This window comes from Kosakonia oryzendophytica, assembly GCF_900094925.1.
Classification (GTDB): Bacteria; Pseudomonadota; Gammaproteobacteria; order Enterobacterales; family Enterobacteriaceae; genus Kosakonia; species Kosakonia oryzendophytica.
Window position 1 is genome coordinate 126,634 of record NZ_FMAY01000004.1, and the last position, 27,000, is coordinate 153,633.

The window sequence follows — 27,000 nt, forward strand, 5'->3', positions numbered from 1 at the left end:
GGGCACCAGCATTACAGAGAAGCGGGTTGGCATCTCCCTCTCCCTATCGAGGGTAAAACACCGGCACCAGCATTACAGGGAAGCGGATTGTTATCTCCCTCTCCCTTTCAGGGAGAGGGCCGGGGTGAGGGTAAAAATCACTCGATACCCTGACTGCGCAGGTAATCCTCATAATTCCCGGAGAAATCCACCACGCGTTGCGGCGTAATCTCAATCACACGCGTTGCCAGTGAGCTCACGAACTCGCGATCGTGAGAAACAAAGATCAACGTGCCCTGATACATCTCCAGCGCCATGTTCAGCGACTCGATGGACTCCATATCCAGATGGTTGGTCGGTTCATCCATCACCAGAATATTCGGCTTTTGCATCATCAACTTACCGAACAGCATGCGACCTTTCTCGCCACCGGAAAGCACCTTCGCCGGCTTTTTGATATCGTCCTGGCTGAACAGCAAACGACCAAGGATGCTGCGCACCGCTTGCTCGTCGTCACCTTCCTGTTTCCACTGGCTCATCCAGTCAAACACGCTCAGATCGTTGTCGAAATCTTCCGCGTGATCCTGCGCGTAGTAGCCAATCTGCGCGTTTTCCGACCATTTCACCGTGCCGTTGTCGGCCAGCAGTTCGCCCACCAGCGTTTTCAGCATGGTGGTTTTACCCACACCGTTCGCCCCCAGAATGGCAATTTTCTCGCCCACTTCCAGCAGCAGATTGAAGTTCTTAAACAGTGGACCGTCATCAAAGCCTTTGGCAAGTGCTTCCACTTCCAGCGCATTACGGAACAGTTTCTTGTCCTGCTCAAAGCGGATGAACGGGTTCTGACGGCTGGAGGCTTTCACTTCTTCCAGTTTGATCTTATCAATCTGGCGAGCGCGAGAGGTGGCCTGACGCGATTTAGAGGCGTTAGCGCTAAAGCGGCTAACGAAAGATTGCAGGTCAGCAATCTGCGCTTTTTTCTTGGCGTTATCAGCCAGCAAACGCTCACGCGCCTGGGTCGCGGCGGTCATGTACTCGTCGTAGTTGCCCGGGTAGACGCGCAGCTCACCGTAGTCGAGATCCGCCATATGCGTGCACACCATGTTGAGGAAGTGACGGTCGTGCGAAATGATGATCATGGTGCTGTCACGCTCGTTCAGCACTTGCTCCAGCCAACGGATGGTGTCGATATCCAGGTTGTTGGTCGGTTCATCGAGCAGCAGAATGTCCGGGTTCGCGAACAGTGCCTGCGCCAACAGAACACGCAATTTCCAGCCGGGAGCGACTTCGCTCATTGGGCCGTAATGCTGTTCAACCGGGATGCCAACGCCCAGCAGCAGCTCACCCGCACGCGCTTCAGCGGAGTAACCGTCCATTTCGCCGTACTGCACTTCGAGATCGGCAACTTTGTAACCGTCCTCTTCGCTCATTTCTGCGAGGCCGTAAATACGGTCGCGTTCCTGCTTCACCGCCCACAGTTCAGCGTGGCCCATGATGACCGTGTCGAGCACGCTGAACGCTTCAAAGGCAAACTGATCCTGACGCAGCTTACCAATGCGCTCGTTAGGATCGATAGAGACGTTCCCCAGTGTCGGCTCTAAGTCGCCGCCGAGGATTTTCATAAAGGTGGATTTACCGCTCCCGTTGGCGCCGATCAGGCCGTAACGGTTGCCGCCGCCAAATTTGACGGAAATATTTTCAAACAGCGGCTTGCTGCCGAACTGCATGGTGACGTTGCTGGTGACTAACACGGAAGTATCCTGAAATATGTGACAAACACCCTATTATGCCACAAATCCGAATGAGATTCCTGTTCGCTGTCTGTCCGCTAAACTGCAACCAAAGGGAAAAAAGTGTGATTTCGTACACATCTGAATTCCCTGGACGGTGGAATGCACATATAATGCGCTTCCTGCATTCTCAACCCAATGGCCTGTGTGGCAAAAATCTCGCACAACATGAACATGAAATTAACAACCCTTTTCGCGGCGGCCTTTGCTGTCGTGGGATTTTGCAAAAGCGCGTCTGCTGTTACTTATCCGCTGCCGACTGATGGTAGCCGTCTGATTGGCCAGAACCAGATCGTGACTATCCCGGAGGGCAATACACAGCCTCTGGAATATTTTGCGGCGGAATACCAGATGGGTCTGTCCAACATGCTGGAAGCCAACCCGGGCATTGATGCTTACCTGCCGAAAGGCGGTACCGTCATGAACGTTCCGCAGCAGTTGATTCTGCCGGACACGGTTCACGAAGGGATTGTCATTAACAGCGCGGAAATGCGTCTCTACTACTACCCGCAAGGCACTCACACGGTGATCGTACTGCCAATCGGTATTGGCCAGTTGGGCAAAGATACCCCGATTGCCTGGACCACCAAAGTTGAGCGTAAGAAGAACGGCCCAACCTGGACGCCGACCGCCAAAATGCACGCAGAATACGCTGCAATGGGTCAACCGCTACCACCTGTTGTCCCGGCCGGTCCGGATAACCCGATGGGTCTGTACGCGCTCTATATCGGCCGCCTGTACGCCATCCACGGCACTAACGCCAACTTTGGTATCGGCCTGCGCGTAAGCCACGGTTGTGTGCGTCTGCGTAACGACGACATTAAATTCCTGTTCGATAACGTGCCGGTCGGTACGCGCGTACAGTTCATTGATGAGCCGGTAAAAGCCACGACGGAACCGGATGGCAGCCGCTACATCGAAGTACACAACCCGCTGTCCACCACCGAAGCGCAGTTCACCGGCGGTGAGATTGTGCCTATTGCGCTGACCAAAGCCGTACAAGCCGTTACCGGTCAGTCTGACGTTGATCAGAACGTGGTTGATCAGGCGGTGCAGAACCGTTCCGGTATGCCGGTGCGTTTGAACTAACCTGAGGTTTGCTGGCCTGCCTGGCCGGATGGCGCGACGCATATCCGGCCTGGAGAGTAAGGCGCAGCGAACACCCGGTAAAAAAGCGGAGAAGATGCTCCGCTTTTTTTTATCCGTTATTGACCACAATAACCCCGCCGTGATCGTAACGATAATGACAGTGGGCGTACTCCAGCGGCGTGCCATCTTCCAGATAGATCACTTGCTCCACTTCCAGAACCGGATCGGTGTCGTCGCAGTTAAGATATTGCTTATCTTCCGCGCCAGGTTTCAATGCCCGCACAATGCGGTATGAACCCATGATCTTCAGCGCCAGCTCCTCCTGCACATAACGAAACACCGAGCTTTCCAGATGCCCACGATTGAGTCCCGGCACCAGATTGACTGGCATCAGGGTAAATTCCAGCGACACGGGCTCACCTTCCAGCAAACGCAAGCGATTAAAATCATAGACCGGGTCGTCCGGCCCTAGCAGCAAAGACGCCTGCTCTTTTTCCGTCGGGAAACGTAACTCAAAGCGGATAATTTTACTGGTGACTTCACCGACGTTTTCCCAGGTTTTGGTCGCCCCAAAGTAATCACTGCCCGGCAGGTCCCAGCGCGACTGCTGCAGGAAATTTTTGCGGATAAAGGTGCCCTGCCCCTGACGGCTGTAGACCAGCCCCTCCACAATGAGCTGCCGCATCGCCTGCTGAATGGTCATCCGGCTGGTGGCAAACTCGGCCGCCAGCGCAAACTGGTCCGGCAAGGGGGCACTGGCGGAATACTGCTGACTGAGAATGCGGCGCTTTATTTCCCGCGCAATAGTGATGTATTTTGCCGCCATATCCCTTCCTGCTGTTTTAGTCTATCCCATTGTTTCTCAAGGCCACTCGCTCAGATATTTTGAGGAAAGGCAGGTAGAAGAATACACCAAAGATGATGATCAGCAACTGCACCACCACCGCACGCCAGTCCCCTGCCGTTGCCAGCCAGGCGCTCAGCACGGGTGGCGTTGTCCATGGGATCATCACCACGCAGCGCGACATCCAGCCAAGCGTAGTGCAGAGCCAGCCAAACCAGATGCCTATCGCCGGAAGCAGCACGAAAGGGATCATCAGCGGCAAGTTGAACACTATCGGTAAACCGAAAATCACCGGTTCATTAATATTGAACAGACCGGGAGAAATAGCGAGCCGCGCTACCTGCTTCGCCGATTTCTGTCGGGCGAAGATAAAGATCGCCAACAGCAGCGAAATCGTACTGCCGGTACCACCAATCATGCCGAACGTCGGCACAAAAATGCTGTTGATGATATGCGGAATGGGCTGCCCGTTAGCAAAAGCCAGCATGTTCTCGTTGGTGTTGATCAATAAGAGTGGTTCAAGGATCACCCCATTCACCACCGTCTGGTGGATCCCCAGCGTAAACAGGAAGTTGCCGAAACTGTAGATAAACAGCGTACCCGGCAGGCTGGTGTTGATTTGCCGTAACGGTTGCTGAATCAGCGTGGTGATCAGGTGGATCAAATCCGTGTTCAGCAGGTTGGCCAGCAACGCCGCCACAATGGCAAACGCAGATAACGTAATAATGGTCGGGATCAGCGCCGAGAAGGATTGTCCCACTGCCGACGGCACATTATCCCCCAACGAAATAGTGAATTTCTTCACGCTGGCCACGCGGATAAACAACTCTGTTGACAGCAGACCGATAATCACCCCGGCGAAAATCCCGGTGGAACCAATATTGGTGAAAGAGAGCATCTGACTGACAGTTACGCTGGCTTTCCCCCCCACAGGCACAACGTCGAGGTGCATTGGCATCATGATAATAAAGCTGCACAACGCAATGACCACGGCGGAGACCGGGTTACCGAAGTTCTTATTGCGCGCCAGTGACCAGGCTGTCATCGGCGCAATCAATAGCGCTGCGATATTCAGCGTGCCATTGATCACCGCTTCGCCCCACACCTTAAAGCGCGCCAGTGTTTCCCCCTCGAACACCCAGGGAAAGATCACGTTATTGATCAGCACCGCCAGCCCGGCGAGGATAAAAATGGGCATCACGGCGGCAAACGCGTCGCGCAGCGAACGCAAGTGCACCTGATTCGCCAGGCGGGCGGAGAAATCCACAAACTTATCGACAAACGACTGCATATTGGGCGTCATTTTCGTATCAGACATTGCGATGCCTCCCTCAATCCATCACGTTTACATATCGCGGCCGTTGCTGCGGATCACCTGTTGCAGCCAGCGGTAGCTCTTTTTCGGTACGCGTTGCATATCTTTCAGATCGTGGTTTTCACGGTTCACATACACCACGCCATAGCGCTTACGCATATCACCCTGCGAACTGAGAATGTCGATCAGCCCCCACCCGAGGTAACCAATGACCTGGGCGCCGTCTTCAAAGATGGCGTCCTGCATCGCTTGCAGATGATCACGGTGGTAGGCAATACGGTAGTCGTCATTAATCGGGTTTACGCCATCCCACTCTTCAATCACGCCGATACCGTTTTCAATGGGAAACACCGGCAACCGCCAGTCGTTGTAATAGCGGCTGATAATGGCGCGGAAACCCAGCGGATCGATTTGCCAGCCCCACTCTGTAGCTGCAAGATACGGGTTGGCTTTATCGCCCTGTTGCAGGTAGTCATTCACTGGCGTACCCGGAGCAATAGCGTCGCTGTCCAGCGTTTTGCTGGCGTAATAGCTAAAGGCCATAAAATCGTTTTTCACCCGCGCGATGTGCGCGAGGTCTTCGTCACGGTAGATATCGCGAAAACCTTCGCGATCCACCACCGCCAGCACGGCCGGGCTGTAGCCCTGGCCGGCGTAAACCCGTAACAGATTTTGGTTGATGAACTCGTCATATTGCATGGCGCAGAACACATCACGGGGTTTGCAGGTCGCCGGGTAGACTAACTGGTGCGCCAGCATACCGCCCATCAGCTTGCCGGGCTGCGTGTCGTGCAAATAATGGGTCAGCAGCACATGCGACATCATCACATGGTGCTGGATCTGGTACAGCTCTCTCAGGGTTTTCTCCCCCTTGAGATAGCCGCCAACCTGAAACGCGCCCGGCATGTGGTAAATATTCTGTTCGTTAAACGTCAGCCAGTACTTCACGCGACTGCCGAAGCAGTCGATCATCTTTTTGCCATAACGAACAAAGGCATCCTGCACACGGCGGTCGACAAAACCGTTGTACTGCTGCGCCAGCGCTAGCGGCATATCGAAGTGATAAAGGCACACCATCGGTTCAATACCCCGCGCCAATAGATCGTCAATAAAGCGATCATAAAAAGCGATGCCCTCCTCATTAAACGCGCCATCGCCCTGCGGACAGACGCGACTCCAGGAAATCTGAAAACGGTAGCAATTCATACCCAGATCCTGCATCAGATCGAAATCTTCGCGATACCGGTGGTAAGAATCAGTGGCAACTTTCCAGTCGGAGGCAAATTCGCTGGCTGCGCGGATATCGTAGACCGACATCCCCTTTCCACCCTCATTCCATGCCCCTTCAGTCTGCATGCTGGAGACGGAGTTTCCCCATAAAAAACCGGTCGGTAATGTTTTGTTCATCGCACTTTCTCCATGACTAGTCATTTAATTCATATGACTAGTCATATAGGCGATGGCGAAAAAGCAGGCAAAAAAAGAGTGCAGTTTTGTGATGGTTTTCGAAAGATTTGCCGAATGGCGTGATGGGCGGGTACAGCGAGCAGACGCGGTAAGTGATAATTGCAGGCCCGGTAAGCGAAGCGCCACCGGGCGACTGTAAAGGGTATAACTTACTGTTGTTTCAATTGATTACGACGGTATTCCCCCTGACGCTCCAGCATCCAGCCGGGGTATTCGCGTGGCAGTGCGCTCACAGCATCCAACTGTTGCAATTCGTCGTCGCTCAGGCGAACAGCAGTAGCGGCAATGTTGTCATCCAGTTGCGCTTCACGTTTCGCGCCAATGATCACACTGCTCACCACCGGCTGGTGCAGCAACCAGGCGAGTGCGATTTGCGCCACGGATACCCCTTTGCTGTCGGCAATAGTGCGCATCACATCCACACAATCGAAAGCCCGGTCTTTATTCACCGGCGGGAAATCAAACGTCAGGCGGCGACTCCCCGCTTCGCCCTGACCATCACGACTGTATTTGCCGCTCAGTAAACCGCCGGCCAGCGGGCTCCAGACCATCAGCCCCACGCCTTCGCTTTGCATCATCGGCACCAGTTCGCGCTCCAGATCGCGCCCGGCGATGGTGTAATAGGCCTGTAGCGAGGCAAAACGCGCCAGCCCCAACCGTTCTGAAATACCGAGCGCTTTGGCGATTTGCCACGCCGCCCAGTTCGACACACCGATATAGCGCACATGCCCGTGCTGCACCAGATTGTCCAGCGCGGCGAGTGTTTCCTCCATCGGCGTGGCAGGGTCAAAACCGTGTAACTGATAGAGATCGATATGGTCCAGCTGCATACGGCGCAGGCTCTCTTTCACGCTGTGAATAATGTGATAACGAGAGCTACCCCGCGAGTTCACCCCGGCGGTGCCCGTTTCACCGAACACTTTGGTGGCGACAATGACATTTTCACGCGGCACTTTCAGGTTCTTCAGCGCCTGCCCGGTGATCTCTTCTGAACGCCCGTTCGAGTAAACGTTAGCGGTATCAATAAAGTTAATCCCGGCATCCAGCGCGCGGCCCAGCAGCCTGTCGACTTCCGCTTGCTGCAACTGGCCAATTTGACCCCACATCCCCTCTTCACCGCCAAAGGTCATGGTGCCGAGGCATAATTCAGAAACAAACAGTCCGGTATTGCCCAGTTTTTTGTAGCGCATGTTGGCGTCTCCTCATCTGTTAGTTGACGCAGACAGTTATACGCAATCCCCCGTGGCGGCGAATGTGAGGATCCTGCCTGTTTCTTGCCCAATTCTCTGATTATCCGCGAGGCGCATCGCCAAACACAGGATAATCAGGGAGTTGCACATTTTGATAGGGTTCCCAGCCGCCACCTAACGCTTTGTAGAGCGCCACCAGGTCAAGGCTGCTCTGCACCCGCGCCTGTTCGCGCTGTTGGCTGGCCTGCGCCAGTTGGCGCTGAGCGTCCAGCACATCAATAAAGCTGGCGAGCCCCTGACGATAACTGTCGCTGGCCAGTGAGAACGCGTTTTGCAACGCGTTGATGGTTTTATCCAGTCCGGCCTCACGCTGCTGATCGGTGCGATAGCTAACCAGCGCGTTTTCCACATCGCCCAACGCTGTCAGCACCGTTTGACGATAATTCAGCACCGCCGCGCCCTGCTGCGCTCGGGCCAGTTTGACACTGGAGACCAGACGACCGCCCTGGAAAATCGGGATCGAGACCTGCGGACCAAAGCTGTAGAAGTGACTGCTCCAGTCGGTCAGCCAGTTGGTTTCGCTATTACGCAGGCCAAACTGGCCGCTCAGACTGAGGCTGGGGAACAGTTGCGCAACCGACACGCCAATCTGCGCCGTGGCGGCGTGCAGGCTGGCTTCCGCTTCCCGCACATCCGGACGACGTCGTGCCAGCGTGGACGGAATGCCGGTCGGTACACTGTCCGGCAATGCCGGTAAGGGCTGAGGGTTACGCAATTCGCTATCCAGCGCGCCAGGTGGTTTACCAAGAAGGATCGCCAGCGCATTCATCGCCTGCCGTTCCTGCGCCTGGTATTGCGGAAGCTGCGCTTCAAGATTGCCGACCTGGGCGCGGGCATTTTCCACATCCAGTTGCGGCGACAGGCCGCCTTTCTGCCGGTTATCGGTCAGTTCGAACGTTTGTTGCGCACTGTCGATCTGGGTTTGTAGCGTGGCAATAATGCGTTGCGCGCCGCGCAGTTGCAGCCACGTGCGCGCCACTTCTGCCTCCAGCGAAACCAGCGCATCATTACGTTGTTCAATCGCTTGTTGCTGCTGCGCCTGTGCGCTTTCCACCTGGCGGCGCACTTTGCCCCACAGATCCAGTTCCCACTGCGCATCAAAACTGCCCTGGTACAGATTCACCGGCTGGGTTAATGCGCCCAATGCACTGGTAATGGCCGGGTCCGCATCCTGCAATTGCCCTTCCACATTATGGGATTTCAGCTCCCCTTCAATGCCCAACTGCTGACGGGTGGCTTTCAGCGTGCCGTTGACCGAGGGCAGAAACGCGCCGCCAGCCTGATTAGTTTGCTCACGCGCCCCCGCAATACGCAGTACCGTCTGCTGGAGCGACAGATTCCCGGCGATCGCCCGTTCAATCAGACTGTTCAGCTGTGGCGAGCGGAACGTGGTCCACCAGCGGGGATTGATTGCCTGCGCAGAGGGTTGCGAGCCGACCGACGCATCCCCCGGATCGTGCCAACGTGCCGGGGTTTGTGGCCTCGCGGCCTGGTAATCCGGCCCTACAGCACAACCTGTAAGCCAGACAGAGAGAAAGAGTACGCAAAGACGTCCCGGCATAGTTAATGTGCTCCTGCGCTGCCTTCGCTTTTGATCGGCGACAGCAATAAACAAAAGGGGATCAGTAACAGCGCCACCACACTCAGCAGCGTGAAGACATCGATATAGGCCAGAAACCGCGCCTGGGCGATCATGGCTTTGTACATCTGCCCGCTGGCCGTGGAGAGGGGATCCCCCGCCAGAGCAGTGAAATTGTGAATAGCCTGCGCCGACGCACGCAATGCCTGCTGGAAGGGTTCGCTAAACGGCGAGGTATGCTCCGCTAAATGCGCACTGTGCGCCTGCGCGCGTTCGGTGATCGCTGCCGTCGACAACGAAATGCCTACCGAACCTGCGACATTGCGGAACATCGTGAACAGCGCGGCGGCATCGGCATTGAGCTGGCGCGGGATAGTAATAAACGCAATGGTCGTGAGCGGCACGAACAAAAATCCCAGACCAATAGACTGCGCGCTGCGAAACAGCATCAGCGTTTCGAAGTCGATATCCGGCGTTAAGGTGCGTGACCACCAGAACGAAGCCGCCAGGCAAAAGAAACCAAAAGCAATGATCCAGCGCGTTTGCACCACTGGCATCAGCTTGAGCACCAGCGGAATGGTCAACACAATTAACACCGCGCCAGGCGAAAGCACCAGCCCGGACCATGTCGCGGTATAGCCGAGATCTTGCTGAGCCAGCTGCGGGATCACCACCGAACTGCCATAGAGGATCATCGCCATACCCGCCATCAGCAAGCTGGAGATCGCGAAGTTTTTATCCGCCATTGTGCGCAAATCCACCACCGGTTTTTTGGCATACAGCAACCAGTAAATGGCCCCGACAATACCGACTGCCGTCAGCACGGCAAAGATGCGGGTAAAGTCAGAGTTGAACCAGTCCTCATCTTCACCGCGATCGAGCATCACTTGCAAACAGCCCAGCCCAAGGGCAATAAGCCCAATACCCGGCCAGTCGATGGTCAGTTTCTGCTTCGATTTACGTTCCCACGGTGGATCTTCCAGTAACTGATAAATCGCCAGCACGGTCACAATGCCGACCGGAATATTGATAAAAAACACCCAGCGCCAGGAGTAGTTGTCAGTGATCCAGCCGCCCAAGGTCGGTCCCATCACCGGAGCGACAATAATGGCGATAGACGAGAGGCCGAAAGCTTTACCGCGATCCTCCGGTTTAAAATAATCCAGCAGGACCGATTGCTGCGTCGGTTGCAGCCCTCCGCCGAAAAAGCCCTGCAGAATGCGAAACAGGATGATCTGCCACAGTTCCGTGGCGATCCCGCACAGAAACGAGCAGAGGGTAAACATCACAATACAGATCAGAAAGAACTGCTTGCGACCAAACACGCGGCTCAGAAAAGCCGAAATCGGCAACACGATGCCGTTCGCCACAAGATAACTGGTGAGCACCCATGTTGATTCGTCATAGCTGGCGGAGAGTGACCCGGCAACATGCGGCAGCGCCACGTTGACAATAGTGGTGTCGAGGATCTCCATAAACACCGCAAGGGTGACCACCCACGCCACCGCCCACGGGTTGCTGGCCGGTCGCCAGTTATCGTGGCTGTGATCGGTCATTCCAGCGTCACCTTCGGTTCAACGGAGAGGCCCAGCGGCAGCGGTTTATTTGCATCCAGTCCTTTATCAATGACGATTTTCACCGGTACGCGCTGCACGATTTTGACAAAGTTACCGGTGGCGTTTTCCGACGGGAACGCGGCGAATTTCGATCCGCTGCCCTGCTGGATGCTGTCGATATGCCCCTCCAACACCATATCCGGCCAGGCATCCACTTTGACACTCACTTTGTTACCCGGACGCATACGCGCCAGTTGCGACTCTTTAAAGTTCGCCACCACCCATACGTCTGGTGAAACCAGCGAAAACAGCGCGGTGCCTGCCTGTACCAGCGTACCGTTTTGCACATTGCGTTTGGTGATAAAGCCGTCGAACGGCGCGCGCACTTCCGTCCACGACAGATTGAGCGTAGCGGTTTCTAACTGCGCTTTGGCCTGTTCAACTTGCTGCTGGCGGGCTTCGACATTGGTTTCCTGCTGGCGGATCTGCAACTGCACCTGTTCCGCCACTTCCAGCTGTGCCTGAGCGCTGGCGAGTTGCGCCTGCGCACTGCGTAACTGGGCGTTGGCGCTATCGATGTTCTGTTGCGTAGTTGCCCGGGGATCGACGCCGCGCTGGCGACGATACGCCGCTTCGGCGTTCGCCAGGTCAGCTTTGGCTTTCAGCACCTGAGCACGAGCTTCATCACGCTGCGCCGGGTACTGCACTTTTGACAGCGCCAGTTGCGCCTCTGATTGATGTAACTGCGCCGTTGCCAGACCCAGTTGCGCCTGCGCCTGGTCGCGCTGGGCTTTTGCATCACGAGGATCGATGACCACCAGCAGGTCGCCCTTTTTCACCCGCTGATTATCTTTCACCCGCAGTTCGGTGACATAGCCCGCGACTTTCGGCGCAACGGTTACCGCATCGCCATCGGTAAAAGCATCATCGGTCGTTTCTTCATTGCGGGTTAACAACCACCATACCAGCGCAACAATCACCATGACGCCAACCACAATGGCGAGAATGATCAAGGGCTTCTTTCCGGGGCGTTTACGTGCGTTGTTATCGTCTTTGTCATTGTCCTGAACGGCGTCAGGATGCGTTGTGTTTTCTGCCATAGTATCGCAACAGTCCTGTCAGGTAACGGCGCCAGGGGTGCGCCGTTACCTAAAGTTAGGCGGTTGCTATACATTTGCCAGGATAAACTGACAAATCAGCACTATCTGAATAAGAATAATCCGTAGCCGACCAGCGCGGCCCACAGCAGCATAGGGAGGGAATAGAGATGGAAGCGCCACCAAATACGGCGGTCATTTGCCATCCGTAAAGCAATCAGATTGGCCAGTGATCCAGGCAATAAACCGAAGCCACCCACATTCACCGCCCAGGCCAGTAAGGTGTCTGGCGGCACATAGTTGAGCAGCAAAATGGTGGCAGGTACGTTACTGATAAACTGCGACAGGCCAATCGCCGTTAACCACAATCCCGGTGACGAAAGCTGACTGGCGCTGGTGAGCACACTGTGCAGCGCAGGGAGCTGGATCAACAAATGCACATCAATAAACATGGCGATAAACACCAGTAGCAGTGTCCAGTCCACACTTAGCACGACCCGGCGCGCCAGCAACAAGAATCCTGCCGCGACCAGCACCAGCCCCCACAGCTCCTGCTTCAGCTCCAGTGCGGTAATAAAGATGAGATAAAAACCGAGGCAGCTCCATACCAGTTTTGGCTGCCAGTCCGCCGTTTTGCTGCCACTATGGTAGTTCAGCGCTTTTGCGGAAAAACAGAACCAGCACAGCGCCAGCAGGGTCACCATCATCGCCAGCGCCAATGGCGTCATCTGCCAGATAAAGGCCGGGAAAGAGAGCCCGGAACGGCCCCAGATCAGAATATTTTGCGGGTTGCCAATCGGGGTCAACAACGATCCAGCGTTAACCGCCAGTGCTTCAAAAATGATCAGTCTGTTGACCGGGATCTCACACAGCTTTTTTAGCGTGATGGTCAGTGGGACGACGATAAACAACGCGACATCATTGGTCAGAAAGGTGGAGAGCAGCGCGGCCGCCAGCACCATAAACATGGCCAGCCGCCGCTCCGTATGAAAACGGCGCACCATTCGCCGCCCAATCACATCAAAATAACCGCTCAACTCCACCCCTTTGGTCAGCAACATTAAACCGCTAAGGGTGATAATCGTGTGCCAGTCAATGGCGCCAGGCCAGTTTTTTGGCGCAAAGGGAACGGCAAAACAGAGCGCAATGCCAATGACGAGTAAGAGGTGTAAAAAGCGGTCACGCGCCAGAGCGCGGAAAAACGGCATGTTCATTCAGGGGATTGCTCATGTTGCAGCGTAAAGCGGCGGAAACAGTCGAGTGTTTCCTGGCTGACGTGGTGTTCCATGCCTTCGGCATCGCGGCGAGCGATCTCCGGGCTAACCCCGAGCACCAGTAAAAAACTTTCAACAATTTGGTGGCGTTCGCGGCTCTCTTGCGCCAGTTTTTCCCCTTCAGGGGTGAGGAACACGCCGCGCCAGGGAATCTGCTCAATCAGACCCACCGTCGCCAGCCTTTTCAGCATCTTGGCGACAGTGGGCTGCGAGACGCCAAGACGCGCCGCCATATCCACCTGGCGGGCTTCGCCCACTTCGCGGATCAAATCAGAAATCAGTTCGACATAGTCGTCAATCAGCTCACGGCGGTGCGCTTCGCGTACCTGGCGAAAGCCTTCAACATGTTCTTCAACATTTACCAGCGTCACTTTTTTTATTGTTTGCTTACCTGCGCGACGATTCATTGTGCTTCCTCTGACAGTGTGACGCCTGTGCAGCATCATATAAGAGAAGCGCCATTGTAAACCATCCGTGAACCAGCACAAAAAATTAACGTAATAGCCATAGCTATACAACATAGCCTGTGCTATATCTGTATGTAATGTACTCACCTTTCATGGATGGAGAGGGGACAAACGTAAGGAGGAGAAGATGAATGAGTTCAAGAGGTGTATGCGCGTGTTTAGTCACTCTCCCTTTAAAGTGCGTTTAATGCTGTTGAATATGCTGTGCGATATGATTAACGGCAAACCGCAGCAAAACAACGATAACCCTTCACACTAATGCGGCGTCGCGGTACGCCGCTTCATTTTTCTGTCACAATTCCCCGTCATACTGGCTAATTCATCTAAAAATCCGGGTATTTTTGCTGGATTTGCAATCATTCTCTCAAAACAACCGCTTAGCGGGTGTTGACCTTCTTAGTGCCTCGCTTTATCTTTGCGCTGCCCTGCACAAATTGCGGCTCGCAGATGCGGACCCCCTCCCCTCTTCACGCGCACTGTCCGGCAGGTTTTGACCCTTACGCCAGGGTGAGCACATGGCGTTTTCGCGATAGTCATCAATGAGCCTAATTCTTAAAGAATCCGTTACGTTCCGTAGTCATACGATTAACCCGTGGACGGGTTTCTATTTTCTCCAGTCAATGGTGATCAATTCTGCTCTTGGTTACGAATTTAGTGTGTTGTACGCGGTCGTCTTTACCTGCGCTTTGCTGGTACTGTGGCGTCATGCCCCACGCGCGCAGAAAATATTCATCGGCATTACCTCGCTGGTTGCCGCGTGCTATTTCCCGTTTGGCCAGGCGTATGGCGCACCAAACTTTAATACCCTGCTGGCGCTGCACTCGACCAATATGGAAGAGTCGACGGAAATTCTGACTATCTTTCCGTGGTATCACTACGCCATTGGCGTATTTATTTTCGCGCTCGGTATCGTTTCGCTGCGCCGCCGGGTGACCACACCCTCAACACCGTGGCTGAAATGGGACACGATGGGCGTTATTTTTTGCGTCGGCTCCTACTTTATCGGCCCGGTGCAAAACCACTTTCATGGCTTCGAGTTTCGCTTATACGATACCGGCGTTCCGGTGTTGCGCTTTGTGCGCGATGTAGCGGTAAACAACTACGAAGTTGTGAAAGAGCAGGAGAACATGGCGCAACTCTCGCGCATGAAAGACACCTGGAATGTGCTGGCGGTAAAACCGAAATACCATACCTATGTTGTGGTGATTGGCGAAAGCGTGCGCCGTGACGCTATGGGCGCTTTTGGCGGCCACTGGAACAACACCCCTTTCGCCAGTCAGGTGAATGGCAACCTGTTCATGGATTACATCTCAGCCAGCGGTTCAACGCAAAAATCCCTCGGTCTGACATTAAACCGCGTGGTGAATGGCGAGCCCCAGTATCAGGATAACTTTGTTACGCTGGCGAACCGCGCGGGTTTCCAGACCTGGTGGTTCTCGAACCAGGGTCAGATTGGCGAATATGACACCGCCATTGCCAGCATCGCGAAACGCGCCGATGAGGTGCAATTCCTGAAAAACGGTGATTTTGAAGCAAACAAAAACGCCCGTGACGAAGATCTGCTGAAGATGACCGCGCAGGTCTTTTCAACTGCCCGCAAACAACCGCAACTGATTGTGCTGCATCTGATGGGTTCGCATCCGCAAGCCTGCGACCGCACTGGTGGGAAATACAACGAGTTTGTGCAGTCGAAAGAGACTTCCTGCTATCTCTACTCCATTACCCAGACCGATGATCTGCTCGGCAAACTGTACTCACAACTGGTGAATACCGGCGACAGTTTCTCTATGGTCTACTTCTCCGATCATGGACTGGCGTTTAAAGAGCGCGGCAAAGAGGTGCAGTATCTGGCGCATGACGACCACTTCCAGCAAAACTTCCAGGTGCCATTTATGGTGCTGTCCAGTGATGATAAAACGCATCGGGTGATTAAAGCGCGTCGCTCAGCGAACGACTTTTTGAGCTTCTTCTCGCAATGGACGGGGATCTCCACCGAGCAGATTAAAAATTCTTACCGTTTTATTTCCGAACAAAAAGCCAGCCCGGCTTACATTACCAACTTTAAGTTACAGAAAGTTGACTACAACCATCTGGGCACGGATATCTTCGAAACACGCAGTCGCCGTTAAGCTTTTGCGTTTACTGCAGACAAAAAAAATCCGCCCAATGGGCGGATTTTTTATATCGCCGAAGCGATTAGAAGCGGTAACCAACACCGGCAATCCAGGTGCCAACGTCAACGCTACGGATACGGCTCTGCTCGTAGGAGAAGTCCAGAGCAACGTTTTCCATCGGGTTGAACTGCAGACCAGCGCCGTAAGAGAAGCCATAATCGCTGGTGTCAGAGGTTTTAGCCACTGCTTCAGTCTGCTGGAATTTACCGTAGCCAACACCGACAACACCGTAGATGCTTGCCCAATCGTTGATGCGGTAAGCCGGACCAGCGGTGATGCCGTAGTACTGAGCTTTGTTGTAGACGCTGTCTTCGGTACGGTCTTTTTCAGTGTAAGTAAAGGAACCGATCACACCCAGCGGGTTGTTGTCTTGCTCGTAACGGTATTTCAGGTTGAAACCGTTAGTTTTGTTCGCGATGCCCTGCGCGTCGCTCTGAGCATAACCACCGGTTACGGTAGATGTTGCTGCAACTGCAGAACCTGCGGATACCGCCAGAAGTGCGGCCAGTGCTGAAAGACATGCAATTTTTTTCATAACCACCTCAAATGTGCTTCAAGTAAATCCTACGTCCTACGTTTTTAATATATCAAAAATTGTTAAGAAACTCTTTGCGCGAAACGATGTCTAAAGCGTCATTTCATGTAACAGAACGTTTCCGCCCTTGACCAACTCTTTCAAAAAACAGTCATTTCTCCGCATAACACACCATTATGATGCCTTACAAATGGCACGTTCATCCGGACAATTCCTAAAAGGACAGGTTAATTAACCACCAGATGTGCTCTATTCTACGGATATTGCCCCTGCTTTTTTTCAACAAACGCTCAACCGGCCGGGGGTAATTCAAGTAGACTGATTGTTTTACTTTCAATTGACATAAATTGACGGGAGAAAGGATGCCTGGGCTGTCTCGTACCATGCCGGTATGGCTACCGGTTATTGTGCTTCTTATTGCGATGATCTCCATTCAGGGCGGCGCATCGCTGGCGAAATCGCTGTTTCCGCTGGTGGGCGCGCCGGGTGTCACGGCGCTGCGACTGGCGCTGGGCACGTGCATCCTGGCGATTATTTTCAAACCCTGGCGCCTGCGCTTCACACCGGAACAGCGCCTGCCACTGCTGTTTTATGGGCTGTCGCTGGGCGGCATGAACTATATGTTCTATCTCTCGATTCAGACCGTACCACTGGGTGTTGCCGTTGCGCTGGAGTTCACCGGCCCGCTGGCTGTGGCATTATTCTCTTCCCGCCGCGCGGTGGATTTTATCTGGGTGGTACTGGCAGTGCTCGGCCTGTGGTACTTATTGCCATTGGGCGAAAACGTTTCCCACGTGGATTTGACCGGTGCCGCATTGGCGCTGGGCGCGGGTGCCTGTTGGGCGGTGTACATTCTTTCCGGCCAGCGCGCAGGCGAAGAACATGGTCCGGCGACCGTGGCGCTGGGTTCATTGATTGCCGCACTGATTTTTGTCCCCCTTGGTGCATTCCAGTCCGGGGAGTTGCTGTGGCACTGGTCGGTATTACCACTGGGTATCGCCGTGGCTATTTTATCGACCGCACTGCCTTACTCGCTTGAGATGATTGCGCTGACCCGTTTGCCGACCCGCACCTTCGGTACGCTCATGAGTATGGAACCGGCACTGGCGGCAATGTCCGGCATGATTTTCCTCGGCGAGACGCTCACCGCCCAGCAGGTGCTGGCGCTAATGGCGATTGTCATTGCCTCGATGGGATCAACGCTCACGCTGCGACGGGAAGGTAAAATCAAAGAAGTGGATATTGGCTAAATAATTATTATTCAGCGTGGGATAATCCTCACGCTGAATAACGGCATGGTTAAACAGACATTATTTCTTACCTTTATGTACATTTCTCTTTAATTAGAGTTAAAGAGACATCACAGCCTGCAATAGAATTTAATTTTTATTTAAATTCAATCAATTAAGATTAAACCCTCACAAAACCATCCGCTATATAGCTTCTGCTATTGAACCGATAGGCACAGCCAAATCAGAAAATCTTAATCTGGTGCTATACTTAGTTTCGGTAATTACCTGGGACACAAACATCAAGAGGATATGAGATTATGAGTACCGCTAAACTGGTAAAAACGAAAGCGTCTAATCTGCTTTATACCCGTAACGATGTATCGGATAGCGATAAAAAAGCGACCGTTGAGTTGCTGAATCGCCAGGTGATCCAGTTCATTGACCTGTCGCTGATCACGAAACAGGCCCACTGGAATATGCGCGGTGCTAATTTTATTGCCGTTCATGAAATGCTGGATGGCTTCCGTACTGCGCTGGTCGATCACCTTGACACGATGGCGGAACGCGCCGTACAGCTGGGCGGTGTAGCGCTCGGTACCACGCAGGTGATCAACAGCAAAACGGCGCTGAAAAGCTACCCACTGGATATTCACAGCGTGCAGGATCACCTGAAAGAGCTGGCTGACCGTTACGCCATCGTGGCAAATGATGTGCGTAAAGCCATTAGCGAAGCAAAAGACGAAGACACCGCAGATATCTTTACCGCGGCGTCACGCGATCTGGATAAATTCCTGTGGTTCATCGAATCCAATATTGAATAATCCATAAGCATTATCAATGCCCCCTCGCTTTCATATGAGGGGGTTTGCACTTTTATGGTGCACACTTTTCCCCCTCCCCCTCGCCATAAGTTACTGCTACGTAATAATCACATCACAAAATTGTTAACAACAGATTGTTTTACGTGCGAATTGCGCGCTAAATAGAAGCAAAACAGGCCGTCTTGCTGAATTGCACCAAATCAGTGACTCAAAATGGTGCATAACAACAATGTTGCTACACTTATTGTGCAACCGTGTAAAGCTTCGCCTTTACAAAACAATAGGTTGTAAACCTGGCATGATTTTTTCATACTGCGTTCATTCTCGCAGGGGCTCGCTCCCCGGATACAAAAGGAAAAACTATGAAGTCTGTATTGAAATTTTCCCTTGCTGCACTCGCTCTCGCCTTTGCTGTTTCTTCTCAGGCTGCTGACAAAAAACTGGTTGTTGCAACCGATACCGCCTTCGTTCCCTTCGAGTTCAAACAGGGTGACAAATACGTTGGTTTCGACGTGGACCTGTGGGCAGCTATCGCTAAAGAGCTGAAACTGGATTATGAACTGAAGCCGATGGACTTCAGCGGCATCATCCCTGCGCTGCAAACCAAAAACGTCGACCTGGCGCTGGCAGGCATCACCATTACTGAAGAGCGTAAAAAAGCGATCGAATTCTCCGACGGCTACTATAAAAGCGGTCTGCTGGTGATGGTCAAAGCCAACAACAACGACGTAAAAAGCGTGAAAGATCTTGATGGCAAAGTACTGGCTGTGAAGAGCGGCACCGGTTCTGTTGATTACGCGAAAGCCAACATCAAAACCAAAGATCTGCGCCAGTTCCCGAACATCGATAACGCCTATATGGAACTGGGCACCGGTCGCGCTGATGCGGTACTGCACGATACGCCAAACATCCTGTACTTCATCAAAACAGCGGGCAATGGTCAGTTCAAAGCGGTAGGCGAGTCTCTGGAAGCACAGCAGTACGGTATTGCGTTCCCGAAAGGCAGCGATGCCCTGCGTGAAAAAGTGAACGGTGCGCTGAAAACCCTGCGTGACAACGGCACGTACAACGAAATCTACAAAAAATGGTTCGGTTCCGAACCTAAATAATTATTATAAAATTTAAAGCGTTACACCTCAGGGGCGGCTTTCGCCCCTGATACATTTGATATAACCACGGTATACAGGAACACATCATGCAGTTTGACTGGAGCGCCATCTGGCCCGCCATTCCGCTTCTGATTGAAGGGGCGAAAATGACGTTGTGGATCTCGGTCCTCGGCTTAATTGGCGGGTTGATTATCGGCCTTGCGGCTGGTTTCGCACGCACCTTTGGCGGCTGGATCGCCAACCACATCGCACTGGTATTTATTGAAGTTATCCGCGGCACGCCCATCGTCGTGCAGGTCATGTTTATCTATTTTGCCCTGCCAATGGCGTTCAACGATTTGCGTATCGACCCGTTTAGCGCAGCGGTCGTGACCATCATGATCAACTCTGGTGCCTACATCGCGGAAATTACCCGCGGCGCCGTACTCTCGATCCATAAAGGCTTCCGTGAAGCGGGCCTGGCGCTGGGTTTATCACGCGGTGAAACCATTCGCCACGTGATCCTGCCGCTGGCGCTGCGCCGTATGCTGCCGCCGCTGGGTAACCAGTGGATCATCAGCATCAAAGATACTTCGCTGTTTATTGTTATCGGCGTCGCTGAACTGACCCGCCAGGGGCAAGAGATTATCGCCGGCAACTTCCGCGCACTGGAGATCTGGAGCGCCGTTGCGGTGGTTTATCTGATCATTACTTTGGTTCTGAGCTTTATTCTGCGTCGTCTTGAAAGAAGGATGAAAATCCTGTGATTGAATTTAAAAACGTTTCCAAGCACTTTGGCCAGACCCAGGTGCTGCACAACATTGATCTGAGTATTACCCAGGGTGAAGTGGTGGTAATTATCGGGCCTTCCGGCTCCGGTAAATCGACGCTGCTACGCTGCATCAACAAGCTTGAAGAGATCACCAGCGGCGAACTGATCGTCGATGGTTTGAAAGTTAACGATCCGAAAGTAGACGAGCGTCTTATCCGCCAGGAAGCCGGCATGGTATTCCAGCAGTTTTATCTGTTCCCGCACCTGACAGCGCTGGAAAACGTCATGTTCGGCCCGCTGCGCGTACGCGGCGCGACAAAACAGGACGCTGAAAAACTCGCTAAAGAGCTGCTGGCAAAAGTGGGTCTCGCGGAGCGTGCTCACCACTATCCGTCTGAGCTGTCCGGCGGCCAGCAGCAACGCGTGGCGATTGCCCGCGCGCTGGCGGTAAAACCGAAAATGATGCTGTTTGATGAGCCAACCTCTGCGCTCGACCCGGAACTGCGCCACGAAGTCCTGAAAGTGATGCAGGATCTGGCCGAAGAAGGCATGACCATGGTGATCGTCACTCACGAAATCGGCTTTGCCGAGAAAGTGGCTTCCCGCCTGATTTTCATTGATAAAGGCCGTATTGCCGAAGATGGCAACCCGCAGCAGCTTATTGAAAATCCACCGAGCCCACGCCTGCAAGAGTTCCTGCAACACGTCTCCTGATAACATCGGCCCCTCATCATGAGGGGCTTTTTTATCCCCCTTTTCTGGATTTATCCCAATTCCTCTGCGCGGCATTACGGCATCTATACTTATCATTTTGCGGGATTTTCTCACCGGAGGAGCCTATGCCGTGGATGTTATTACTGATTGGCCTGCTGTGCGCGCCGCTTCATGCGGCGACAATTCCCGGTATGACAACGGCGACAACCAGCACACCATCAACCGCCCAGACGACTGAACCGAACATCGAGCAGAAAAAAGCGGCCTATGCCGCGCTGGCAGATGTGCTGGAAAATGACGACTCGCGCAAAGAACTTATCGATCAGTTACGCAAAGTCGCGACAACGCCGCCACAGGAGCCTGTGCCGCTCATCACCCCGCCCGAGGTGAAAGAGCAGAAGACCGTGCTGGAGAATGTCACGGAAATTAGCCGCTATTATGGCGACGAGCTGGCGTCGCGCTTTGCACAGCTCTACCGCAATATCACAGGCTCTCCGCATAAATCCTTCAACCCGCAGACGTTTACCCATGCAGCGACCTATTTCCTGCTGCTGGCGGTACTGGTATTCGCGTTCTGGTTGCTGGTGCGCACCTGCGTCTCGCCGCTGTACCGCAAGATGGGCACATGGGGACGAAAGAAGAATCGCGAGCGCAGCAACTGGCTGCAGCTACCTGCGATGATCATCGGCGCGTTTATTATTGATTTGCTATTGCTGGCGCTGACGCTGTTTATCGGGCAGTTGCTCAGCGCCAGTCTCAATGCTGGCAACCGCACCATTGCTTTTCAGCAGAGTCTGTTCCTGAACGCCTTTGCCCTGATTGAGTTTTTTAAAGCTATATTACGATTGGTGTTCTGCCCGCGCATTCCGGAACTGCGCCCGTTTCGCATTGCCGATGAGACAGCCCGCTACTGGCATCTGCGCCTGAGCGCGCTGAGCAGCCTGATCGGTTACGGTTTACTGGTGGCAGTGCCGATTATTTCAAACCAGGTGAACGTACAATTTGGCGCACTGGCGAACGTGGTGATTATGCTGTGTATCACCGTCTGGGCGCTGTATCTGATTTTTCATAATAAAAAGACGATCCAGCATAACCTCACCGTGCTGGCCGATCACTCACTGGCTTTTTTCAGCCTGTTTATTCGCGCGTTCGCGCTGATCTGGCACTGGCTGGCCAGCGCTTACTTTATTGTGCTGTTCTTCTTCTCACTGTTCGATCCCGGCAATAGCCTGAAATTTATGATGGGCGCGACCGTTAACAGTCTCGCGATCCTCAGTATTGCCGCGTTTATCTCTGGCGTATTATCGCGCTGGCTGAATAAAACCATCACCCTCTCGCCGCAAGTGCAACGCAACTATCCGGAGCTGCAAAAGCGGCTTAATGGTTGGTTATCCGCAACGTTGAAAACGGCGCGCTTCCTGGTGGTTTGCGCCACGATCATGCTGCTGCTCAATGCGTGGGGACTGTTTGATGTCTGGCAATGGTTGACCTATGGCGCAGGGGAGAAGACGGTCGATATTCTGATCCGTATTGTGTTGATCCTCTTCTTCTCCGCAGTAGGCTGGACGCTGCTGGCCAGCCTGATAGAAAACCGTCTGGCTTCGGACATTCATGGACGCCCGCTACCCAGCGCACGTACCCGCACTCTTCTGACCCTGTTTCGCAACGCGCTGGCAGTCGTGATCAGCACCATTACGGTAATGATTGTGCTGTCGGAAATTGGCGTTAACATCGCGCCGCTGCTGGCGGGTGCTGGGGCGCTGGGACTGGCTATCTCATTTGGTTCGCAAACGCTGGTGAAAGACATTATCACCGGGATATTTATCCAGTTCGAGAATGGCATGAACACCGGCGATCTGGTCACCATTGGCCCGCTCACCGGCACCGTGGAACGGATGTCAATTCGCTCCGTTGGCGTACGCCAGGATACCGGCGCATACCATATTATTCCGTGGTCATCGATCACCACCTTCGCGAACTTCGTGCGCGGAATTGGCTCCGTGGTGGCGAATTATGATGTTGACCGCCATGAAGACGCAGACAAAGCGAACCAGGCGCTGAAAGATGCCGTTGCCGAACTGATGGAAAAAGAAGATATTCGCGGGCTGATTATCGGTGAGCCCTCATTTGCCGGGCTGGTCGGGCTGAGCAATACGGCCTTTACCCTGCGCGTGACCTTTACCACGCTGCCGCTGAAACAGTGGACAGTACGTTTTGCCCTCGACACGATGGTGAAAAAACATTTCGATCTGGCGGATGTACGGCCGCCGGTGCAAACCTATCAGGTACTGCCTGCGCCAGGCAGTACCCCACACACGCAGCCAGCCGCATCCGCTGGCCCGCAACCGCCCGTCGAACCTACGCTTTAAAACGCGTCTGCGCCCAGCGTTGACGCTGGTTGTCATCGAGGAAGGTCCAGGCAATAAAGCGACTCTGCTTTTGCCCCTGGGCCATCTCTTTTTTTATCACTTTCACTGCGCCGACCTGAGTCAAAGCACGATACAACTCAGGCAGGTTATCGCCGCGCGACACCAGCGAGGTAAACCACAACACCTGGCGCGCGAACTGCGGGCTTTCAGCAATCATTGTGCGGATAAAAGCCACTTCCCCGCCTTCGCACCAGAGCTCCTGCTGCTGACCACCGAAGTTGAGCGCACCCTCAGCAGACTGCCCGAGGTTACGCCGTTTACGTTCGCTACCCGCCTGTGCGCTTTGCGCAGAATCGTGAAACGGCGGGTTGCAAATGATGGCGTCATACTGCTCATTTTTATGAATGATACCGCTAAGCACCGCCGTCGAATCTTTCTGGCGGCGCAAACGCACCGCCCGACTAAGTCCCGGATTAGCACTAATAATCGCCTGTGCGCTGGCAAGGGCGGCGTCATTGGTTTCGCTACCGGTAAAACGCCAGCCGTATTCATGCACGCCAATCAGCGGGTAGATGCAGTTTGCCCCCGTCCCAATATCCAACACGCTGGCCTGGGTCGGGATCTGCCCTTGATGACTTTCGGCAAGCACATCCGCCAGATGATGCAGGTAGTCGGCGCGCCCGGGAACGGGCGGGCAAAGAAAACCGTCCGGAATATCCCACTCACGCACACCATAAAATTGCGCCAGCAACGCCTTATTTAAGGCTTTCACCGCCTGTGGCCGGGCAAAATCAATTGTTGCCTCGCCGTTGGGGTTGGCGATGATGAAGTCGCGCAATGACGGGGTTACGGCGCACAGCGCATCGAGATCGTAGCGACTGTGGTGACGGTTACGCGGGTGCAGACCCGGCTTCTGGGCATTCATGGCATTCTCCTGTTAGCAGCGGCGTAAGATACCCGTTGACGTTGGCCGGGTAAATAAGTGAGGCTGAAGAAACTTTTTCCATTACCCGGAAGCACTATGTACTTTTATGAACCGGCGAAAGGCCACGGCCTGCCGCACGACCCGCTGAATGCGATTATTGGTCCCCGCCCTATTGGCTGGATAGCGTCTCTGGATGGCCAGGGCCGACGTAATCTTGCACCATACAGTTTTTTTAACTGCTTCAATTATCGTCCGCCCATCATCGGCTTCGCCAGCAGCGGCTGGAAAGATAGCGTACGCAATATCAACGAAACCGGAGAGTTTGTCTGGAATCTGACCACCCGCGATTTGGCCGTACGCATGAACGAAACATCCGCCTCTTTACCGCATGGCGAAGATGAGTTTGCCCGGGCTGGTCTGACGCCTGTAACAGGCCGCCTTGTCAGTGCACCGCGCGTGGCGGAGAGCCCGGTTAACTTTGAATGTCGCCTGTCGCAATGTATCCAACTGACGGCTGCCAACGGCACGGCACTGGATACCTGGCTGGTGCTGGGGGAGGTTGTCGCAGTGCATATCGATGAATCACTGCTGGAAGAGGGGATTTACCAGACAGCAAAAGCCCAGCCAGTATTGCGCGCAGGTGGCCCATCGGCCTATTACGGCATCAGTGAAGCGTTGCGCTTTGATCTGATTCGCCCGGATAACCGGTAAGGCGTGTATCCGGCCTGAGTGGCTATACTTACTCATAGGGAGGACGACATTATGGCTTCAGGCTGGGCAAACGACGATGCAGTACAGCAACAGATCGACAGTACCATTGAAGATGCGGTCGCCCGCGCCCGCCGCGACATACCGACAGGAGAAAGCCTGACGGAGTGCGAGGAGTGCGGTGAACCGATCCCGGAAGCGCGTCGCAACGCGATCCCCGGGGTGCGTTTATGCGTGGTTTGCCAACAGAAGAAAGATTTACATAACTCTACATTTTCAGGATATAATCGCCGCGGATCGAAAGATAGCCAGCTTCGTTGACCGTTCCTGACGTTTGTAACCAGCGCAAGCGCTTGCTTTTACATCCACAGATTTTCCCCTGCCACGTAGCAAAATGTGCCGCAAAATTGTTCACCCTGCGCCTCAACTGCAAAACGCCGGTTTTTCATCAATAAATGTCTTTAAATTCAATCGATTATTTCTTATTCAATTTTTTAGAATAAGGCTGTCAATTCTCTTCGATTTTATCTCTTGCGAAAAAGCGTGATACTTATCACATCGACGGAACATCGTCCCATACACAGAATAACCTGCGAGAGATTAACCATGAAAACCATCAAATATGCTGTTGCTGCCATCGCCCTGTCCACCCTCTCTTTTGGTGCGTTCGCGGCGCAATCCGTCAGCCCGGCGCAGGCCGAAAATCTGAACAAAATCGGCGTCGTGTCTGTCAACAACGCTGACACGCTGGATGGCCTTGAAGCCAAACTGGCTGAAAAAGCAAAAGCGGCTGGTGCATCCAGCTACAGCATTACCTCCGCTAACGGCAATAACAAAATGAGCGGCACTGCGGTTATCTACAAATAACCCCCCCCTGTTCTACCCCCGGCGAACTAACCCTCCGCCGGGGATGCTCCACCCTCATTGACCCTGTTGTTACCCTGTTGTTTGCCCGTCCAGGAATGTGACGGGCTTTTTTTTGTCAAAAACTTTCCGCCACCCGCGCAAGACCCGCTTCCAGCGTCTCCACCTCCCCCGTTGCGACCAGGCAGCAAGCCAACTGAATCTTCAATGATTCAGGCACCGCTTCGCGCCCGGCAATGCAGCGCTCTATCCAGCGGGCAGTGCTCTCAGCGTCTTTTGCCACCCCTTCAGGCGACACCTGTTCAGGCGCATCATTGCGGGTAAATAACACGCGCTCGCCCTGCGCATCGATCAGCGTAATCTGTGGGCAACGCTGCGGATTCGCATAGACCTCCCCTTCCGTCCCGTGCATCAGTAAACCGCGCCCACCGATATCGGCAAAAAATTTGCCAACACGGGTGATATATTCCGGGTGCGAAACACTGGACAAGCGCAACGCGGCTGATTTCTCAAACGGTGTCGCCAGTTTCGCCAGCGTGTGCGCACTGTTGCGTACCCCCATACGCCAGCGCATCGCCAGCTGTTTTTCCAGCGGCGGACAGAGTGTGCTCACCGGAACATAGACCGGCTGATGCCCTTCCAGACGCGCCTGCGCCTGACCTGCGTGCAGCGTGGGATGGATGCCCAACAAGGTGAAAATCGTTTCGGTGACCACGCGGGTGGGATCTTCGCTCACCCCATGCACCAGCACCGGAAAGCCGAGCTTCGTCAGCAGAATGGCCAGCAGTGGCGTTAAATTTGCCTGTTTGCGTGCGCCGTTGTAGCTGGGAATCACAATCGGCATCGGTTTTGCCACCGGAGGTGTCAGTTTGATGGTGTGATGCTGCATCGCTTCGTAAAAGCCACGCATTTCCGCCTCGCCTTCCCCTTTGATGCGCAGGGCAATCAGGATGCCGCCCATTTCCAGATCCGGCACATCGCCATTCAGCATGTGCGTGTACAAACCACGTGCGGTGTCAACATCGAGATCCCGGGCGTGATGCTTTCCCCGGCCAATCTCTTTAATGATGGTGCGGTAATCCATGGGAACT

The 27,000-nt window shown here is 53.9% G+C and carries 25 protein-coding genes; 12 read left to right on the forward strand and 13 right to left on the reverse strand.

The features are described 5' to 3' along the window. Positions 1 to 137: 137 nt before the first annotated feature. On the reverse strand, positions 138 to 1,730 hold the full coding sequence (locus tag GA0061071_RS08725) for an ABC-F family ATPase (protein WP_088237138.1): 1,593 nt from the start codon (positions 1,728 to 1,730) through the stop codon (positions 138 to 140). A gap of 207 nt (positions 1,731 to 1,937) precedes the next feature. On the opposite strand from GA0061071_RS08725, the gene ldtB reads away from it, so the two are divergent. Continuing rightward, positions 1,938 to 2,858 (forward strand): L,D-transpeptidase, encoded by a 921-nt coding sequence (gene ldtB / locus GA0061071_RS08730; RefSeq protein WP_061499904.1) that lies wholly within the window; start codon positions 1,938 to 1,940, stop codon positions 2,856 to 2,858. Between the two features lie 109 nt (positions 2,859 to 2,967). On the opposite strand, the gene GA0061071_RS08735 is transcribed toward ldtB, so the two are convergent. The 9 genes from GA0061071_RS08735 to mntR all read right to left on the reverse strand — a co-directional run bounded on the left by GA0061071_RS08735 (position 2,968) and on the right by mntR (position 13,647). Beyond that, a complete protein-coding gene (locus GA0061071_RS08735) occupies positions 2,968 to 3,684 on the reverse strand; it encodes a GntR family transcriptional regulator (protein WP_061494579.1) in 717 nt (238 codons plus the stop codon). 16 nt (positions 3,685 to 3,700) lie between these two features. Further along, a complete protein-coding gene (locus GA0061071_RS08740) occupies positions 3,701 to 5,020 on the reverse strand; it encodes a PTS sugar transporter subunit IIC (RefSeq protein WP_061494578.1) in 1,320 nt (439 codons plus the stop codon). 27 nt (positions 5,021 to 5,047) lie between these two features. After that, positions 5,048 to 6,424 carry a glycoside hydrolase family 1 protein gene (locus tag GA0061071_RS08745; RefSeq protein WP_061494577.1) on the reverse strand — a complete coding sequence of 459 codons (1,377 nt, stop codon included), beginning with the start codon at positions 6,422 to 6,424 and terminating at the stop codon, positions 5,048 to 5,050. 209 nt (positions 6,425 to 6,633) lie between these two features. After that, entirely contained in the window at positions 6,634 to 7,674 is a 1,041-nt protein-coding gene (locus tag GA0061071_RS08750; RefSeq protein WP_061494576.1) for an aldo/keto reductase, read from the reverse strand. A gap of 100 nt (positions 7,675 to 7,774) precedes the next feature. Then, the gene (locus tag GA0061071_RS08755) at positions 7,775 to 9,295 is read right to left on the reverse strand and encodes an efflux transporter outer membrane subunit (RefSeq protein ID WP_088237137.1); all 1,521 of its coding nucleotides are present in this window, start codon (positions 9,293 to 9,295) and stop codon (positions 7,775 to 7,777) included. Between the two features lie 2 nt (positions 9,296 to 9,297). Beyond that, positions 9,298 to 10,869 (reverse strand): DHA2 family efflux MFS transporter permease subunit, encoded by a 1,572-nt coding sequence (locus GA0061071_RS08760; protein ID WP_061494574.1) that lies wholly within the window; start codon positions 10,867 to 10,869, stop codon positions 9,298 to 9,300. Continuing rightward, entirely contained in the window at positions 10,866 to 11,969 is a 1,104-nt protein-coding gene (locus GA0061071_RS08765; protein WP_061494573.1) for an HlyD family secretion protein, read from the reverse strand. The genes GA0061071_RS08760 and GA0061071_RS08765 overlap by 4 nt, the downstream gene beginning before the upstream one ends. 101 nt (positions 11,970 to 12,070) lie before the next feature. Then, positions 12,071 to 13,180, reverse strand: coding sequence for an anion transporter (locus GA0061071_RS08770; protein ID WP_061494572.1), 1,110 nt, complete (start codon positions 13,178 to 13,180; stop codon positions 12,071 to 12,073). Further along, positions 13,177 to 13,647: a manganese-binding transcriptional regulator MntR gene (mntR, locus tag GA0061071_RS08775; RefSeq protein ID WP_088237136.1), complete on the reverse strand. Its 471-nt coding sequence runs from the start codon at positions 13,645 to 13,647 to the stop codon at positions 13,177 to 13,179. Before mntR ends, GA0061071_RS08770 begins: the two co-directional genes overlap by 4 nt. Positions 13,648 to 13,834: 187 nt before the next feature. On the opposite strand from mntR, the gene mntS reads away from it, so the two are divergent. Then, a complete protein-coding gene (mntS, locus tag GA0061071_RS08780; protein WP_061494570.1) occupies positions 13,835 to 13,966 on the forward strand; it encodes a manganase accumulation protein MntS in 132 nt (43 codons plus the stop codon). 280 nt (positions 13,967 to 14,246) lie between these two features. Further along, positions 14,247 to 15,836, forward strand: a complete 1,590-nt coding sequence (locus GA0061071_RS08785; protein WP_061494569.1) for a phosphoethanolamine transferase — start codon at positions 14,247 to 14,249, stop codon at positions 15,834 to 15,836. A 67-nt stretch (positions 15,837 to 15,903) separates the two neighbouring features. Here GA0061071_RS08785 and ompX read toward each other — a convergent pair whose 3' ends face one another. After that, positions 15,904 to 16,416, reverse strand: coding sequence for an outer membrane protein OmpX (gene ompX / locus GA0061071_RS08790; protein WP_061494568.1), 513 nt, complete (start codon positions 16,414 to 16,416; stop codon positions 15,904 to 15,906). 362 nt (positions 16,417 to 16,778) lie between these two features. Here ompX and rhtA point away from each other — a divergent pair, with 362 nt between their 5' ends. The 6 genes from rhtA (at position 16,779) to ybiO (ending at position 23,412) form a co-directional block, all read left to right on the forward strand. Beyond that, a complete protein-coding gene (rhtA, locus tag GA0061071_RS08795; RefSeq protein WP_088237135.1) occupies positions 16,779 to 17,666 on the forward strand; it encodes a threonine/homoserine exporter RhtA in 888 nt (295 codons plus the stop codon). 299 nt (positions 17,667 to 17,965) lie between these two features. Continuing rightward, on the forward strand, positions 17,966 to 18,469 hold the full coding sequence (dps, locus tag GA0061071_RS08800) for a DNA starvation/stationary phase protection protein Dps (RefSeq protein ID WP_061494566.1): 504 nt from the start codon (positions 17,966 to 17,968) through the stop codon (positions 18,467 to 18,469). Positions 18,470 to 18,831: 362 nt separating this feature from the next. Next, entirely contained in the window at positions 18,832 to 19,578 is a 747-nt protein-coding gene (gene glnH, locus GA0061071_RS08810; RefSeq protein WP_061494565.1) for a glutamine ABC transporter substrate-binding protein GlnH, read from the forward strand. A gap of 86 nt (positions 19,579 to 19,664) precedes the next feature. Beyond that, complete coding sequence (gene glnP / locus GA0061071_RS08815; protein WP_061494564.1) at positions 19,665 to 20,324, forward strand: glutamine ABC transporter permease GlnP; 660 nt, start codon at positions 19,665 to 19,667, stop codon at positions 20,322 to 20,324. Continuing rightward, positions 20,321 to 21,043 (forward strand): glutamine ABC transporter ATP-binding protein GlnQ, encoded by a 723-nt coding sequence (glnQ, locus tag GA0061071_RS08820; protein WP_061494563.1) that lies wholly within the window; start codon positions 20,321 to 20,323, stop codon positions 21,041 to 21,043. The genes glnP and glnQ overlap by 4 nt, the downstream gene beginning before the upstream one ends. A 125-nt stretch (positions 21,044 to 21,168) precedes the next feature. After that, entirely contained in the window at positions 21,169 to 23,412 is a 2,244-nt protein-coding gene (ybiO, locus tag GA0061071_RS08825; protein ID WP_061494562.1) for a mechanosensitive channel protein, read from the forward strand. Here the strand turns inward: ybiO and rlmF are convergent. Next, the gene (rlmF, locus tag GA0061071_RS08830) at positions 23,402 to 24,337 is read right to left on the reverse strand and encodes a 23S rRNA (adenine(1618)-N(6))-methyltransferase RlmF (RefSeq protein WP_061494561.1); all 936 of its coding nucleotides are present in this window, start codon (positions 24,335 to 24,337) and stop codon (positions 23,402 to 23,404) included. The genes ybiO and rlmF overlap by 11 nt on opposite strands. 96 nt (positions 24,338 to 24,433) lie before the next feature. Here rlmF and GA0061071_RS08835 point away from each other — a divergent pair, with 96 nt between their 5' ends. The 3 genes from GA0061071_RS08835 to ybiJ all read left to right on the forward strand — a co-directional run bounded on the left by GA0061071_RS08835 (position 24,434) and on the right by ybiJ (position 25,912). Then, positions 24,434 to 25,048 carry a flavin reductase family protein gene (locus tag GA0061071_RS08835; protein WP_061494560.1) on the forward strand — a complete coding sequence of 205 codons (615 nt, stop codon included), beginning with the start codon at positions 24,434 to 24,436 and terminating at the stop codon, positions 25,046 to 25,048. A 51-nt stretch (positions 25,049 to 25,099) separates the two neighbouring features. After that, positions 25,100 to 25,366, forward strand: coding sequence for a DksA/TraR family C4-type zinc finger protein (locus GA0061071_RS08840; RefSeq protein WP_061494559.1), 267 nt, complete (start codon positions 25,100 to 25,102; stop codon positions 25,364 to 25,366). 285 nt (positions 25,367 to 25,651) lie between these two features. Further along, a complete protein-coding gene (ybiJ, locus tag GA0061071_RS08845; RefSeq protein ID WP_061494558.1) occupies positions 25,652 to 25,912 on the forward strand; it encodes a DUF1471 family protein YbiJ in 261 nt (86 codons plus the stop codon). A 115-nt stretch (positions 25,913 to 26,027) separates the two neighbouring features. On the opposite strand, the gene ybiB is transcribed toward ybiJ, so the two are convergent. Further along, a complete protein-coding gene (ybiB, locus tag GA0061071_RS08850) occupies positions 26,028 to 26,993 on the reverse strand; it encodes a DNA-binding protein YbiB (protein ID WP_061494557.1) in 966 nt (321 codons plus the stop codon). Between the last annotated feature and the right edge of the window lie 7 nt (positions 26,994 to 27,000).

What these genes read in the sequence shown, in the direction of transcription:
- GA0061071_RS08735 (WP_061494579.1), bottom strand. Translation starts at nt 3,684, where the DNA reads ATGGCGGCAAAATACATCACTATTGCGCGGGAAATAAAGCGCCGCATT.
- ldtB (WP_061499904.1), top strand. Translation starts at nt 1,938, where the DNA reads ATGAACATGAAATTAACAACCCTTTTCGCGGCGGCCTTTGCTGTCGTG.
- GA0061071_RS08740 (WP_061494578.1), bottom strand. Translation starts at nt 5,020, where the DNA reads ATGTCTGATACGAAAATGACGCCCAATATGCAGTCGTTTGTCGATAAG.
- GA0061071_RS08745 (WP_061494577.1), bottom strand. Translation starts at nt 6,424, where the DNA reads ATGAACAAAACATTACCGACCGGTTTTTTATGGGGAAACTCCGTCTCC.
- mntS (WP_061494570.1), top strand. Translation starts at nt 13,835, where the DNA reads ATGAATGAGTTCAAGAGGTGTATGCGCGTGTTTAGTCACTCTCCCTTT.
- glnH (WP_061494565.1), top strand. Translation starts at nt 18,832, where the DNA reads ATGAAGTCTGTATTGAAATTTTCCCTTGCTGCACTCGCTCTCGCCTTT.
- GA0061071_RS08750 (WP_061494576.1), bottom strand. Translation starts at nt 7,674, where the DNA reads ATGCGCTACAAAAAACTGGGCAATACCGGACTGTTTGTTTCTGAATTA.
- ompX (WP_061494568.1), bottom strand. Translation starts at nt 16,416, where the DNA reads ATGAAAAAAATTGCATGTCTTTCAGCACTGGCCGCACTTCTGGCGGTA.
- ybiJ (WP_061494558.1), top strand. Translation starts at nt 25,652, where the DNA reads ATGAAAACCATCAAATATGCTGTTGCTGCCATCGCCCTGTCCACCCTC.
- rhtA (WP_088237135.1), top strand. Translation starts at nt 16,779, where the DNA reads ATGCCTGGGCTGTCTCGTACCATGCCGGTATGGCTACCGGTTATTGTG.
- GA0061071_RS08765 (WP_061494573.1), bottom strand. Translation starts at nt 11,969, where the DNA reads ATGGCAGAAAACACAACGCATCCTGACGCCGTTCAGGACAATGACAAA.
- ybiB (WP_061494557.1), bottom strand. Translation starts at nt 26,993, where the DNA reads ATGGATTACCGCACCATCATTAAAGAGATTGGCCGGGGAAAGCATCAC.
- GA0061071_RS08760 (WP_061494574.1), bottom strand. Translation starts at nt 10,869, where the DNA reads ATGACCGATCACAGCCACGATAACTGGCGACCGGCCAGCAACCCGTGG.
- mntR (WP_088237136.1), bottom strand. Translation starts at nt 13,647, where the DNA reads ATGAATCGTCGCGCAGGTAAGCAAACAATAAAAAAAGTGACGCTGGTA.
- GA0061071_RS08835 (WP_061494560.1), top strand. Translation starts at nt 24,434, where the DNA reads ATGTACTTTTATGAACCGGCGAAAGGCCACGGCCTGCCGCACGACCCG.
- ybiO (WP_061494562.1), top strand. Translation starts at nt 21,169, where the DNA reads ATGCCGTGGATGTTATTACTGATTGGCCTGCTGTGCGCGCCGCTTCAT.
- GA0061071_RS08840 (WP_061494559.1), top strand. Translation starts at nt 25,100, where the DNA reads ATGGCTTCAGGCTGGGCAAACGACGATGCAGTACAGCAACAGATCGAC.
- GA0061071_RS08755 (WP_088237137.1), bottom strand. Translation starts at nt 9,295, where the DNA reads ATGCCGGGACGTCTTTGCGTACTCTTTCTCTCTGTCTGGCTTACAGGT.
- GA0061071_RS08770 (WP_061494572.1), bottom strand. Translation starts at nt 13,180, where the DNA reads ATGAACATGCCGTTTTTCCGCGCTCTGGCGCGTGACCGCTTTTTACAC.
- glnP (WP_061494564.1), top strand. Translation starts at nt 19,665, where the DNA reads ATGCAGTTTGACTGGAGCGCCATCTGGCCCGCCATTCCGCTTCTGATT.
- GA0061071_RS08785 (WP_061494569.1), top strand. Translation starts at nt 14,247, where the DNA reads ATGAGCCTAATTCTTAAAGAATCCGTTACGTTCCGTAGTCATACGATT.
- rlmF (WP_061494561.1), bottom strand. Translation starts at nt 24,337, where the DNA reads ATGAATGCCCAGAAGCCGGGTCTGCACCCGCGTAACCGTCACCACAGT.
- dps (WP_061494566.1), top strand. Translation starts at nt 17,966, where the DNA reads ATGAGTACCGCTAAACTGGTAAAAACGAAAGCGTCTAATCTGCTTTAT.